A 14332-nucleotide genomic window follows, 5' to 3' on the forward strand; every position below is an offset into this window, starting at 1 on the left:
TTTCGGCTTGTTGACAAAGTTTCCGTTAGATGCCGGTTTTCCTTTTCCGTTTCACTCCCGTTGCTTAAATGCGAGCAAGAAGTCGTTCAACTGGAAAAGGAAAACCGGGTTTGTCAACGACCTCAAAGGGGAGAGTGTCTATCCCCTTTCTTTTTTTGGTTTGAATTTAGGCCAGACAAAAGGCCTAGCAAAATAGATGATCAATAATAACAAATGAATCAAAGATAAGATATATTTAAACAAATGAGGTATTTTGGCAGGTGTAACAAATCCTTCAATTATGGCTGCGATGACAAACATGGGAATGACGCCAAATACCAGTTGAATGGTGACTTTTCCTTCCTGCTTTAAAGCATGGCTGCGTGTGCGATCACCTGGAATCAGAAAGTGATAGGCCAACGACAATCCGGCAGCTCCCGCAATAAAAATGGCTGTCAATTCGATCACGCCATGCGGCCAGATAAAAGCCCAGAACTCATATCCATGACCTGCACGGTGAAATAAAGCCGCCAGGGCTCCGATTAAAAGCCCATTATAAAATAACATCCAGATCGTACCGATCCCGAGTAAAGCGCCTAAAGCAAAACAGAGTAATGCGACTTGAATATTGTTGACCATGATTTCACTGGAAGCAAGAGCCGGATTCCAATCGTTTTGGCCTATTTTGTCAGGATCGATCTGTCCCGATAAATCGGCTGGCAAGAAATAGGCGGCATAACTCTGATCCTGATAGGTAAGCACAAAGGCCAGCAGGAAACCGCCAAATAAAATCAGGGCCGATACAGTGAAAAAAGAAAGCCGCTGGAACAGATATTGCGGAAATCGGGTGGTAAAGAAATGAACCACCGGCTTCCAGTAACTCTTTTTCGCTACACCGTAAATGATGTTATGTGTGCGAATCACAAGATGTTTCAGATAATCGGTGATTTCATGCTGTGGAAAGTATGTTTGTGCATAAGCCAAATGGGCAGAAACCAGACGATAGACTGAACCTAATTTGTCGATTTGGGCTTTATTGGGCTTGGAATCAGAGATCTGTTGTAACAGATGCTCTAAACGGGCCCATGTGCTTTGATGTTCCTTGATAAACTTTCCCAAGTTCATTCATTTGCCTCTTTCATTGATGTTAGTTTTAGTATAATAAAGAAGAAGGGGGAGAGCCATGAAAAACTTGGTGACAATTCAAACACCAGAGTATGTAAAAATCCCTTTTGAAACAGCTGGTCTGGTTACTCGGGGAATTGCAAAATTGATTGATTTACTCTGTGTATCTGTTATTTTGGCGATATTGTATTTTTTTGGAGTGCTAATCGCTTCCTTTCAAGCCATGGTTGCTTCCGAAGATGTGTTAACCTCGATGGAGTTAGCGATCGTGATCGTGATCAGCGCCGCAATTCCTCTTATCTATTTTACTATGACAGAATATTGGATGAAAGGGCAAACCATCGGCAAAAGAGTGATGCGTCTGCGAGTGATTCAGGATAATGGACAAAGCCCCAGCTTTTTTGCTGTATTTCTACGCAACGTTTTGCAGCTGGTTGATATGCTCCCTTTCTTTTATCTGCTTGGGATGATCTCTATCTTCATGAATAAAAAAGAAAAAAGAATCGGAGATTTGGTGGCCGGAACGATTGTGGTTTGTGAGAAAAAGAAACAGGAAAATCTCTTTCTGTATCATACATATCCTTATCTGTTACCCCATGAAAAAGAGCTCTACCAGCGTTTACCCGTAATATCGGGAGAATTGTATTATATCCTTGAGTCTTTTCTTTTGCGTCGTGATGCTCTTTATCCATCCATCCGCAAACAACTGGCCATGCAACTGATTCAAACAGGCTGGCCTCATATTCAGATTCATCCAGGCCAGGAAGAAGTTTTTTTGGAAAAGGTTTATTTATATTTGCGTGAAACCAGTTATCCAGCCCAGTACCCCTATCTGATCCCGCAATATTTCCCTATTGAAAAACATGCATGAACTCAAGCCGTTGCCTGGCGAAAGGTCAACGGCTTGAGTTTTGGGGTGAATCATCCCATCCTATGTCGAAGGGAAACAATCACTTTCTGGCGGTCTCCATTTAGCTGCAGCCAGTTCCTTGTAATATGTGCAAAAAGCTGGTGTTCGCTTAAAACTCCCTGGTATAGAATGCTTAAGGTTTTGTCGCGACAAAAAATGCTTTTCCTAAGCTAGGTGGAATACCAAAGTCGGAAGTATCTATTTGCGACACATGGATAAAACCCACTTCTTTTAGAAGTTCGATGATTTCATGAGTGGTATAGCTTCTCTGTTGAAGAGGGATATCTTCTCTTTGCCAGTGGTCCTGTTCTTTTTGAAAAAGGGTAAGTTGGTAATGAGCGAACTTGGTTTGAGAGTCATAGGTAACTGATTTAATACAGGCATAGTCTGGTTCTACGATGCCAAAAGATCCCGTGTGTTGTAGGTAAATCGCTTCTGTATTGATATCAAACAGGAAAATGCCTTGATTGTCTAATGAATCAAAAACATTTTTAAACACTTGAAATACTTCATCTGTTGATAAAATATGGTTAAGGCTGTCAAAAACAGAGATCACCCCTTGAAATGTGGAAGCCGGGGATCGAAAGCTTCTCGCATCTTCGACCAAAAAGGTAGTATTTGGGGCATTTTGCTTGGCATATTTGATCATTTCTTTTGATAAATCGATACCTACGACTTGATAACCAAGGTCAGATAGAGCTTTGGCTAATTGGCCGGTTCCACAACAGAGATCCAAAATGGTGGATGATTTGTTTATTTTTTCTAGTAGAAATTTTTTTAAAATAGGAATGATACCTTCAGAAAAACCTGCAAACTTTTCATTGTAGATCCTGGCAAACAGATCGTAGTTATTTACTTCTTTGACTTGGGACATGGGACTCTTCCTCTCACATTGTTTATACATTGTATTATCTCTAGCCAAATTCTTATTCCTGAAATATTAATAACAAGCTAATCTTATTGTTCTGTTTTTAGTTTGGTTTGGACAAATAGACCTGGCACAAACATAGCGCCAGGTCGATTCCGTAATCGGCGGGAATCCTTTTCTAACACGAATACAGCAGAGATCTATTCACCCTGCATATTTTGCTGTTAGTTCGGGTTCCAACTTCATCGTGTAACTGCGGACTGCCTTGGATTCCTGTGGACGATACAGGACGATTAAAGCGGTTTTCTGCTCGATGATTTCTCCCTTTTCCAAGTACGTTTCCATATCAAATGGAAGAACTTCGATCACGGCATGTTTAAACAGATCACGTTCTGTTAAGCCAAGCTGGGCAAAGTCACCAGATACCTGATCAGGATACTCCATGGCATACTGGATCAGAGCGGACAACTGTGCTTTATCCAGTGTTAAATCCCACCAGGCTTTGCGTGGTCTTTGCTTATGATTGAAAAGGTAATCGTATTTCATCAAGCCGAGAATGATATCCATTCGTTGGGTGTTCCGCTGTTCCAGAAAGGATCGTAGACGAATGAACAGATCCTCCAGTTGATGGCCAATTTTCTGCCATCCACGTGCTTCCCAGTAGTCGCCGAATTCCTGAAAGAAATCAAAAGGTGAAGCAAATTCATGTTGGATCAGATATTCGACCGTATGGTCCATCCGGTGTGCGTTCCAGTATTTTTCCAGGACATCTTCCACTCGCTTGATCCGCACAATATCTGAAAAAGGGAGAATGTCATTTCCGAGAATCTCATAAGGTGCCCTTTCCATATAGACATAGTTATATTTCTCAGCATTCAGGCGCAAACCGGTTCCTCTTAGCATTTTTAAAAAGCCTAACTGTAATTCTTCCGGCCGGAGAGCAAATACGTCGTTAAATGTTTGCTTGAACCGATGATAGTCCTCAAGCGGTAGACCAGCGATCAGATCCAGATGTTGGGTGATCTTGCCGCTTTCCCTGATTTTGGTCACCGTTCGTGACAGTTTCTCAAAGTTTTGCCGACGTTTGACTGCCAGGTTCGTTGGATCATGTGTGGATTGTACACCGATTTCAAAACGGAAAATGCCTGGTGGTGCATGCTCAGCCAAAAAGTCGATGACTTCAGGTCGCATGATGTCCGCTGTAATTTCAAATTGGAATACACAGCCCCTGTGATTCTCGATAAGGAATTGGAAAATCTCCATTGCATAATCACGCTTGATATTAAACGTCCGGTCCACGAACTTAATGATCTTGGCCCCATTTTCAATCAGGTATAGCAAATCCTGCTTGGTCCGTTCGATATCAAAGTAGCGCACACCTGTCTCAATACTCGATAGGCAAAACTGACAGCTGAACGGGCAACCACGGCTGGTCTCAAAGTAAACGATCCGGTTGGGCAAATGGGGAAGATCTTCCGGAAAGCGATGGGGTGAAGGGATTTCATTTAAATTGGCTTTCGGGCGTGGTGGATTGAGAATGATTTCTTCACCCTTGCGATAGGCCAAACCATAAACAAAATGGAACTTTTGCTCTCCACCAAGTTCCGTCAGTAAATGATGGAACGTTTCCTCTCCTTCACCCATGACAATGAAGTCCACTTGTTGCAATCGTTCCATCCAATACTTTGTGTCGTATGATACTTCTGGGCCGCCCAGCACAATTTTTAGCTCCGGTTTTACCTTTTTCAGCATATCAATAACCGTGATGGTCTCTTCAATGTTCCAAATGTAACAGGAAAAACCGATCACATCCGGATTGCGATTGTATAGATCCGATACAATATTCATGGCTGGATCTTTAATGGTGTATTCAGCAATCTCGATATCAAATTCTCTGCCACTGTATGCCTTCAAATAGCGCAGGGCGAGAGAAGTATGAATATATTTCGCATTCAGTGTAGACAAGACGATTTTCATATAACTCAACCTCATTTGATTGATTGACGTTGTTTTTAGCTTCTTTCTTTAAAAGAACTCTGCAAATCTTTTCTTATTCTACACTGAATGAGATGAAAGGTAAAACAGAACAAGAAAGAATGGCATGGGTTATTTTTCGAAAAAATCTAACGGAATAATAAGATGGGTGTATTTTTTTACTTGCAATTCGTCAAGGGATATGATTTTTTTTCTTGGGTCAGGGAGAAAGCATTCAACAATATGATAATGAATTCCGAATATCGAATTTGTAACTTTTAAATAAACAGGTACAATCGGAATATTGTCTGTAAGTTGGCTTGCCAAGGCTAGGGATGGATACACTAACTTGTGTTTAGCCAAAGATCGATAGTTTCTATCCTGTTTGGCTTCTAATATAAATAAGGTAGGTTGTCCCTTTCTTTTTTCTATAAACATGGAATCGATTTCTACCTGTCCCTCTCTGTGTTCTAACTTGATATCAATTAAAGTATGTGGCTTAAACTGAAATGAAAAAGTGGATCTACATGTCATGGGTGGGTAAAGGGCGTGATTGGAATCTAAATCTAAAGCATAATTCAAAAGACCGGAAGCAAAAGCAAGGTTAACGAATGATCCTTCTGTTAATTTTGGAAATAATCGATAGATGGAAAGGTCGCTATTTTCATGTTTGGGTATGAAATATTCGCCATGTTCACTAAATATGTTCTTGTCCATTATGAAAAAATCATCGAGTCTTGGTCCTTTAACAATACAAAACTGTGTAGATCGGTTGTCATTTGAGCGGCCTAAACGTAGTATCATAGCATTATTTTTTCTTAAAGATTTATGCAGCTTTTCTTTAAAGTCGATTGAAATATTACTAGCCGTTTGGACATTTGGTAGATTATATTCTTTTAAATATTGTTTGAAAGATAGTGGTCCATATAAAAATATTTCTTTATCCTCTAATTTTTTTGCTATGGGCTCAAAAATGTCAGTTGATGCATAGGTCTTGCGGAGAACTATTTTTATCATCCTCTCAAGATTATTATTTATATAAATGTTATTTCTATTATAATACAAATAATATTTTGTTATATATGAATAAAATAATATTGATTTGTTCAGAGGACAAATCCGGGGTGTCTGGTGTCCGTTTGCGACGCTTCACACCGGTTTTTCTATACAGTAGTTGGGTAATATGGGTGAAAAAAGCAAAAAGGCATTAGAAGAGCATTAAATCATATTTAACTATTCGTGATTCACCCTTTTATAATAGAACAATGTCACTTATCATTAAAAATATAGTCTATTTTTAAAAAGAATATAGATGAAACCGAAAGGAGTAAAAAATGATCAGCAGAGAAGAACGAATCCGGGGCGGTTTTTGGGGACTGTTGATTGGTGATGCATTGGGGGTTCCTTATGAATTTACTGCTGCTCATGACATTCCGCCATTGGAAGAGATCGATTTTGAGCCTCCAACTGGATTTAATAAAGCTTATCCGTACGTTCCAGCCGGTACTTGGTCAGATGATGGGGCACAAGCACTGGCTTTACTTGATTCGTTATTAACTTGCAGAAAATTGGACCTGGATGATTTTGCAAAGCGACTCCTGGCATGGTATGAACGTGGAGAATACGCCGTTGATTACCATGTGTTTGATGTAGGAATACAGACAGGAGAGGCACTGAATGCTGTTCGCTCAGGGACTGCCCCCACACAGTCGGGATGGGTTCGTCCAGAAGGAAAAGGAAATGGAGCATTGATGCGGGTATTGCCTCTGGCATTATGGCATCGGGGTACAGATGAGGAACTGGTGGAGGATGCGCACCGGCAATCTCTGGTTACCCATGCCCATCCGACCAATCAGGTTTGCTGTGCGCTTTATTGTGTATGGGCGAGAAGGTTATTGTCAGGTATGGATGTAAACGCAGGATATCTGGATGCAGTCCGGACTTTACGGGAGATCTATCCGCAGGGGAGTGTTTACTCGGCTGAATTGGAATGGACGATTCGGCCTGAGGATGGGCCCGTTGCGGATGGGAGTGGATATGTCGTTGACAGTTTACGCGCTGCTCTACTCACATTGCAGCAACCTGACTATGAACAGGTGGTAAAGTCAGCCGTTGCCATTGGGAGAGATACGGATACCAATGCGGCCATTGCAGGAGGTTTGGCAGGGATCCGTGATGGGGTGTCCATGATTCCGGAAAAATGGTTGAGGGATTTGCGAGGAAAAGAGATTGCAGAACCTTTGTTGACGAAATTGCTCATGGTAGCCTTATAAAAGGCAAATGATGTGATATCAAAGAGCATGGACAGATCGTGATCCAATTTCATTGCTTATATAAGGCAAATGATGTATAATTTATAAATTGCAGAGACTTAGTCGACGAAAGTAATGCCGTTGATATAGATGGTTCTGGATTTGGATCGTAGAAAGGTGTGATATCGATGGCTACTACGAAAGATTATAGCCAGTATTTCGTCGCGCCTGATTTGAAAGCGGCGAAAAAGCGGGGAAAAGAAGAGGTTCAGGTACTGCAGTTTGAACAGATTCCTGAGGATATGCGCCATGTTGGAAAAAACAAACGTTATCTGATTCAAACCTATGGATGCCAGATGAACGTGCATGATAGTGAAACGATTGCCGGGATTTTGGAGCAGATGGGTTATACACCCACTGAGCATGAGTATGATGCAGATATTATCTTGCTAAATACCTGTGCGATTCGTGAAAACGCCGAAGATAAAGTGTTTGGTACCTTGGGCCGGTTAAAACAGTTAAAACTGGAAAAACCTGACCTGATTCTGGGTGTCTGTGGCTGCATGTCGCAAGAAGAATCGGTTGTCAATCGCTTGCTGCAGAGCTATCAATATGTAGATTTGGTATTTGGTACGCATAATATCCATCGTTTGCCATACCTGCTGCAAAATGCATTATACAGCAAGGAAATGGTTGTCGAAGTGTGGTCCAAGGAAGGCGACGTCATCGAAAATATGCCAAAAGTTCGCAGTGATGGTTTGCGCGCTTGGGTAAATATCATGTATGGGTGCGACAAGTTCTGCACTTACTGCATTGTTCCATATACTCGTGGAAAAGAGCGCAGCCGTCGTCCTGAAGATGTGTTAAATGAAATCCGCGAGCTTGCACGGAAAGGTTACCAGGAAGTGACTTTGCTCGGGCAAAATGTGAATGCTTACGGTAAAGATTTCAAAGACATCGATTATCGTTTTGGCGATTTAATGGATGATGTCCGCAAAATCGGGATCCCACGTGTTCGTTTTACGACCAGCCATCCCCGTGATTTCGATGATCATTTGATCGAAGTGTTGGCGAAACGTGGAAACCTGGTTGAGCATATTCACTTGCCTGTACAATCAGGAAGTACTGAAGTGTTGAAATTGATGGCCAGAAAATATACGCGTGAACAATACCTGGAACTGGTCAGAAAGATTAAACAGGCCATTCCAGATGTGGTTCTGACTACCGATATTATCGTTGGCTTCCCAGGGGAGACGGAAGAACAGTTTGAAGAAACACTGTCACTGGTGAAAGAAGTGGAATATGATTCCGCTTATACATTTATTTATTCTCCGCGGGAAGGAACGCCGGCAGCCAAAATGAAAGATGACGTTCCGATGGAAGTCAAAAAGGAGCGACTGCAGCGTTTGAATGAAGTGGTCAATGAAATTGCCCGTCGTAAAAATGAAGCGTTGCGCGGACAAGTTGTGGAAGTATTGGTAGAAGGTGAAAGCAAGAAGAATCCAGATGTCCTGTCTGGACGGACACGTACGAACAAGCTCGTGAATTTCCGTGGTCCAAAACATCTCATCGGTCGGTTTGTCCATGTGCGTATTACAGAACCGCAAACATGGACGTTAAATGGCGAATGGGTTGAAGAGCCAGTGGCACAGGTAGGTGTGTAAGGATGTCTGCCTCGCTATCGGATCATCCGATTGTGCATCTAGCTCGTCGGTTTGCTGCCCGGCTGCAGGAATGTGCTGAGGTTCAGCGTTTTCGTCAGGCTGAACAGCAAATCAATCAAAGTGAAACGGTACGCCATTTGATTGAAACCATTAAACGCAAACAAAAAGAGTGGGTTCATGCCAAGCATTATCAAAAGACGGAATATGTTCGACAGCTCGAGCAGGAGCTGGACCAACTCCAGCGGGAATTGGATAACTTGCCCATTGTGCGTGAGTACCAACAGTCCCAGGTAGATGTGAATGATTTGTTGCAAACAATCCAACAAGTGGTAGCAGATACCATTTCCGCAAAAATTCATGTGGAAACGGGCGGAGATGTATCAGGCGGATGCGGAAGTGGTGGCCCGTGCGGCTGTAAGTAACCGAAACAAGAAAGTAACACATGGCATCTAATTATATTTAGATGCCATGTTTTTTTGTTAGGAGGCAGGTACAACCCTCTTTTCAAAAAGGTGGTATTGATTTTTGAATATTCGTTCGGTCATTACGCTATAGCCTGAGGAATATTGAATTTTATTTTGATTCATGGATGCTTGGAGTATGCGGAAAAGGAAGCTAAATATTTTTTTCTAAAAAACTTATCTGGGTGTTTGCACCTATGACAAACGCCCTGCATACATTTGTTAAAGAACCACCTTTGGAGGAGGGAATACCGTGTCATATAGAGATAGAAGTGTAGAGTATCGTCAGATCATTACTAAAGCGGTATGTGGAAAAGGACGGAAATTTTCGCAAGCTACCCATTCCATTCGTCCGCCGGAAAATATTTACAATATCTTGGGAGCCTGGATTATCAATCATAAGTACGATTGCAGCAAAGTGGGAGAAGTAGTGGAAGTTCGGGGAAGTTATGACATTAACATCTGGTATTCGACCAAGGGAAATACGAAAACAGATGTGGTCAAGGAAACAGTACACTATGTGGAGCAGGTTCCACTGAGTTACTATGATCGCCACTCGCGGGAAGCTACCGTCCAGGTAAGCGCTGCTGCAACGCAGGCTCCCAATTGTGTGGAAGCATCCATTGCTGCCCAGTCGGATTTGGTGATGGTCAGAGTGGAAAAAGAGTTTGTGGTTGAGATGGTGGGTGAAACCAAAGTTTGTGTCCCGGTCTATCCATTAGAATATGCAGAAACAGACGAAAAGGATATTATGTCTTATTCCCATGATGATAATGAAGAATATGAGGATTTGGATCCGGATCTCATTATTGATGATCTGGATGACTGAACAGGAACTGTAGGTTCCAAGGACATTCACTAACAAGGGGTTTCACAAATAGAAGGCAACTGCCTTCTTTTTCTTTTTAACCATTTTGATGTTCAAAACATAGCATGGGTATAGAACTTCAATGTGTCTGGTGCTGTAGAAAGGGGAAAGGTTATGGGAGCCGTTACCCTGCCTTCGATTCCGATGAGAAATGAAAGACAGATTCGCGAACAGATTATCACAAAAGAACGGAAGTTAGCATCGACGATCCAATTGGATGCTCCAGAATTACGGCTTGTCTCCAAATCGATGCTAACTTTAAACTCCCCCGAACATATCGAGCGATGTAAAAACCAGGAATTAAGGAATGAACTCCTTGCATTACATGGCGTTCCGCTATTTAAACAAATGAATGTGTTGAAAGAATATATTTTGTGTGTATTTCAAACACGAGTGGTTGCAATGTATCGTTCAAAAGAGACTTCTGTATGGACATCTTTAAAAAAGCAAAAACGTTTTCAATATCAACAAATCCCTTTACACGAAAGCGGAAAAGAGGTTCGCAAAGTACAAATATTGGCGATTCGGGCGATTTATGCACTGGGGTTGGATTATGGAGTGGTTATCTGTGGAATTGGATCAGGCAAGCATGTGGGAGTCAAAAAAATTGTCACGCATCCCAAGCTGAATGATAAGATGGAAGCGGCTTATGTTCGTGCCATTCAGGATTATGCCAATCTGCTATTAAAACCCCGTACTCCCATTCATCAAATTGTATTGGGAGCTGATCCGGAGTTTGTCGTTCAATCCAATCGTGGCAAACTTGTGATCGCTTCCAAATATTTTCCCAAAAACGGTCGCGTCGGTTGTGATGATATCTGGATTGGACAAAATCATGCAAATAAGCCAGTGGTAGAGATTCGTCCTGATCCGACTTCTGATCCTCGCCGCTTGATGGCCAACATCTATCAGAATCTGTTATATGCCACCAAAAAAATAGGACATCTTCCTGCAACATGGTTAGCAGGATCCATGCCTTATAAAGGTTTTCCTTTAGGAGGCCATATTCACTTCAGTGGGATTCAACCGAATTTTAAGCTGTTGCGAGCACTGGATAATTACTTGGCTTTGCCTTTTATCCTGGCAGAAGATCCAGCAGGAAAGAAGCGTCGACCCAAGTATGGATATTTAGGCGACTTTCGTTATCAGGAGCATGGAGGGTTTGAATATCGTACATTGCCAAGTTGGCTCGTTTCTCCGATTTTAACCAAAGGAGCATTTGCTTTAGCCAAGCTGATCGGGGCTTACTATCATTTGTTGCAATTTGATCCCCTTAGTGAAGTGAAGATGCAACGAGCGTATTATGCAGGGGATAAAAATGAATTAAGGGATTGGTTTGAAATCTTGTGGGTGGATCTGAAACGGTTAAAAGATTATGAAAAGCATGAGGTATTACTTGAAGATTTTTATCAATATATCACATCTGGGAGAACCTGGGATGAAACCCGGGATATTCGCAAGGTTTGGCGACTTCCGCCGTTTGCCTCCAAAAAATCGTAACAAAATGCGTGACTTGTTCCACGTTTTCAGCCCATGTTAAAATAAGTTGAGTTCAATTTAGATACGGAGGCGTAAGAGAGATTGGCTAAATATACTCCCATGATTCAGCAGTACTTGTCGATTAAGGCACAATATCCTGATGCCTTTTTATTTTTTCGCTTGGGCGATTTTTATGAAATGTTTTTTGATGATGCGAAAAAAGCAGCTGAAGAGTTGGAAATTACACTGACAGGGCGAGATGGGGGCGGAAATGAACGGATTCCGATGTGCGGCGTTCCCTATCATTCAGCCCATTCCTATATTGAAAAATTGATTTCAAAGGGATATAAAGTAGCGATATGTGAGCAAGTCGAAGACCCAGCATCAGCCAAAGGGGTAGTGAAGCGTGAAGTGGTACGTGTCATTACTCCTGGCACTATCATCGAAGAGAATATGTTGGTAGAACAGGAAAATAACTTCCTGGTAGCTCTGGCAGGCACTGATCCGTCTTATGCATTGGTAGCGGTTGATTTGTCAACAGGCGAATGTCACATGACGGAGATTTCAGCTTCGATGAATTTCCTGCTTGATGAAATATCTGCTTATCGACCCAAAGAAGTGGTGCTGGATGAGGAATTGCTCAAACATGACAAACTCGTTTCCCAGATTAAAGCCCGAATTAAAGCAGTCATCACCCCATATACCAATCCGCATGTCGATGAAGAAATGCTTCGCCTACAGTTTCCGCAGTACTCGGAAGTTTGTACGACACATGTCAGAAAGCAAGGATTGGCCTTGCTATATGCCTACTTGCAACAGACGCAAAAGCGTTCATTGGGACATCTAAACCGGTTGCGTTATTATGATGCCAAACAATATATGATGCTGGACGATGCAGCCAGACGTAATTTGGAACTGACATCTACGTTGGGAGAAGGGAAAAAACGCGGATCTTTGTTGTGGCTATTGGACCGTACAGCCACAGCGATGGGGAGCCGGCTTTTAAAGAAGTGGTTAGACAAGCCTCTTCTTTCCATTGGTGAGATTGAGAAGCGGCAAGATATTGTAGAAGCGTTTTTGGGGGATCTGCTCTTTTTGGAGGAGATTCGGGAACTGCTCAAGCAGGTGTACGATTTGGAACGGTTGGCGGCCCGGATTGCCTTTGGTTCTGCCAATGCACGTGATCTTAATGCGATCAGGAGATCACTTGAAGTCATTCCCCAGTTAAAGGAACGGCTTCAAGCGTCGGGCTGTGCTTATTTGCAACAGATCGGCCAATCCATGGACAGCTGTCAAGATCTGTGTGAGTTGATTGCCAGAGCGATTGTCGATGAGCCTCCACTTGCTGTCAAAGAGGGAGGTATTATTCGTGAGGGTTATCATCCTGAACTGGATCAGTTACGTGATATCCAAAAGAACGGAAAAAGCTGGATTGCCCAGTTGGAGCAGAAAGAACGGGAAGCGACCGGAATCAAATCGTTGAAAATCGGTTACAATCGTGTGTTTGGCTATTATATTGAGGTAACCAAATCCAACTTGCGCTATATCCCGGAGGGAAGGTACATTCGCAAACAAACATTGGCCAATGCTGAACGTTTTATTACCCCTGAACTCAAGGAAAAAGAACAGCTGATTTTAAATGCATCGGAAAAATCGGTCGAGATGGAATATGAGCTGTTTGTACAGGTAAGGAATCACGTTTCTGGTGAAGTACAGCGACTGCAAGCGTTGGCCGAATGGGTGGCAACACTCGATGTACTGCATGCTTTTGCCAAAGTGGCTGAAGCTTATCGCTATGTTCGTCCAACGTTACATACAGGAGATCAGCTTGTTATCGAAGCTGGGCGTCATCCAGTGGTCGAAGCGGTAACGGAGGAAGGAACATTTGTAGCGAATGATGTCGAACTAAACGTTCAGGATCGCCAGGTGTTGTTGATTACCGGTCCCAATATGGCTGGGAAAAGCACCTACATGAGACAGGTGGCTCTCATCACGATTTTGGCCCAAATGGGAAGTTTTGTCCCGGCTGACCGTGCAGACATTTCCATTGTAGATCGCATTTTTACCCGGATCGGTGCAGCAGATGACTTGGTTGGAGGACGAAGCACTTTTATGGTGGAAATGGCTGAAACATGTCATGCGTTAAAAGAAGCAACTCCACGCAGTTTGATATTATTGGATGAGGTAGGAAGAGGAACGTCCACCTATGATGGCATGGCATTGGCTCATGCGATTGTGGAATATATTCATGATCATGTAGGGGCAAAAACACTGTTTTCCACCCATTATCATGAATTGACTAGATTGGAAGACGAATTGGAACGGGTCGTCAATGTCCATGCAGAGTGTATCGAAAAAGACGGTAAAGTGGTCTTTTTACACCGGATTGTACCAGGTGGAGCTGATCGCAGTTATGGGATTCATGTAGCAGAGTTGGCGGGGCTGCCTGAACCGGTCATTGAGAGGGCAAAAGTCATATTAAATGAATTGGAAAACGGGCAAACAGAGGTTGCTGCCACGGTTGTGTCCAATCCAGAGCCAAAAGAAGAGGCAACGCTGGAAGAAATGCAACTTACCTTATTCGATTATTTGCCAAAAGAGGAAGCAATGACAGTAAAAGAACCACCCGTTTCCAGCAAAGAGCGAGAAGTACTGGAAGCTTTGCGGAACTGGGATCTCATGAATCAGACTCCATTTGAGACGATGCAGTTTGTGCTGGAGTTGCAGAAGAAACTGAAATAATGGGGAATGT

11 protein-coding genes are annotated in these 14332 nt (G+C 42.6%); 7 read left to right on the forward strand and 4 right to left on the reverse strand.

Annotated elements, in window-relative coordinates; all coding sequences use genetic code 11:
• Positions 1-138 precede the first annotated feature (138 nt).
• A complete protein-coding gene (locus BMZ78_RS11575; RefSeq protein ID WP_093230486.1) occupies positions 139-1104 on the reverse strand; it encodes a stage II sporulation protein M in 966 nt (321 codons plus the stop codon).
• Between the two features lie 58 nt (positions 1105-1162).
• Here BMZ78_RS11575 and BMZ78_RS11580 point away from each other — a divergent pair, with 58 nt between their 5' ends.
• Complete coding sequence (locus BMZ78_RS11580) at positions 1163-1975, forward strand: RDD family protein (RefSeq protein ID WP_093230488.1); 813 nt, start codon at positions 1163-1165, stop codon at positions 1973-1975.
• Positions 1976-2147: 172 nt separating this feature from the next.
• Here the strand turns inward: BMZ78_RS11580 and BMZ78_RS11585 are convergent, their stop codons facing one another.
• From BMZ78_RS11585 to BMZ78_RS11595, 3 genes are all read right to left on the reverse strand, one after another.
• Positions 2148-2888, reverse strand: coding sequence for a class I SAM-dependent DNA methyltransferase (locus tag BMZ78_RS11585; RefSeq protein ID WP_175482436.1), 741 nt, complete (start codon positions 2886-2888; stop codon positions 2148-2150).
• A gap of 198 nt (positions 2889-3086) precedes the next feature.
• Complete coding sequence (locus BMZ78_RS11590; protein WP_093230491.1) at positions 3087-4859, reverse strand: B12-binding domain-containing radical SAM protein; 1773 nt, start codon at positions 4857-4859, stop codon at positions 3087-3089.
• Between the two features lie 129 nt (positions 4860-4988).
• On the reverse strand, positions 4989-5873 hold the full coding sequence (locus BMZ78_RS11595) for a DUF6997 domain-containing protein (RefSeq protein ID WP_245739831.1): 885 nt from the start codon (positions 5871-5873) through the stop codon (positions 4989-4991).
• A 317-nt stretch (positions 5874-6190) separates the two neighbouring features.
• On the opposite strand from BMZ78_RS11595, the gene BMZ78_RS11600 reads away from it, so the two are divergent.
• The 6 genes from BMZ78_RS11600 to mutS all read left to right on the forward strand — a co-directional run bounded on the left by BMZ78_RS11600 (position 6191) and on the right by mutS (position 14322).
• Entirely contained in the window at positions 6191-7129 is a 939-nt protein-coding gene (locus tag BMZ78_RS11600; RefSeq protein ID WP_093230492.1) for an ADP-ribosylglycohydrolase family protein, read from the forward strand.
• Between the two features lie 167 nt (positions 7130-7296).
• The gene (gene miaB, locus BMZ78_RS11605; protein WP_093230494.1) at positions 7297-8772 is read left to right on the forward strand and encodes a tRNA (N6-isopentenyl adenosine(37)-C2)-methylthiotransferase MiaB; all 1476 of its coding nucleotides are present in this window, start codon (positions 7297-7299) and stop codon (positions 8770-8772) included.
• A gap of 2 nt (positions 8773-8774) precedes the next feature.
• Positions 8775-9194, forward strand: coding sequence for a YlbF/YmcA family competence regulator (locus BMZ78_RS11610; protein ID WP_093230495.1), 420 nt, complete (start codon positions 8775-8777; stop codon positions 9192-9194).
• Positions 9195-9486: 292 nt separating this feature from the next.
• Positions 9487-10062: an outer spore coat protein CotE gene (gene cotE, locus BMZ78_RS11615; protein WP_093230497.1), complete on the forward strand. Its 576-nt coding sequence runs from the start codon at positions 9487-9489 to the stop codon at positions 10060-10062.
• A gap of 153 nt (positions 10063-10215) precedes the next feature.
• Positions 10216-11601 carry a putative amidoligase domain-containing protein gene (locus BMZ78_RS11620; protein WP_093230498.1) on the forward strand — a complete coding sequence of 462 codons (1386 nt, stop codon included), beginning with the start codon at positions 10216-10218 and terminating at the stop codon, positions 11599-11601.
• An 81-nt stretch (positions 11602-11682) separates the two neighbouring features.
• Positions 11683-14322: a DNA mismatch repair protein MutS gene (gene mutS / locus BMZ78_RS11625; protein ID WP_093230500.1), complete on the forward strand. Its 2640-nt coding sequence runs from the start codon at positions 11683-11685 to the stop codon at positions 14320-14322.
• Positions 14323-14332: the final 10 nt, after the last annotated feature.

The sequence above is a fragment of the Thermoflavimicrobium dichotomicum genome (assembly GCF_900114055.1).
Classification (GTDB): domain Bacteria; phylum Bacillota; class Bacilli; order Thermoactinomycetales; family Thermoactinomycetaceae; genus Thermoflavimicrobium; species Thermoflavimicrobium dichotomicum.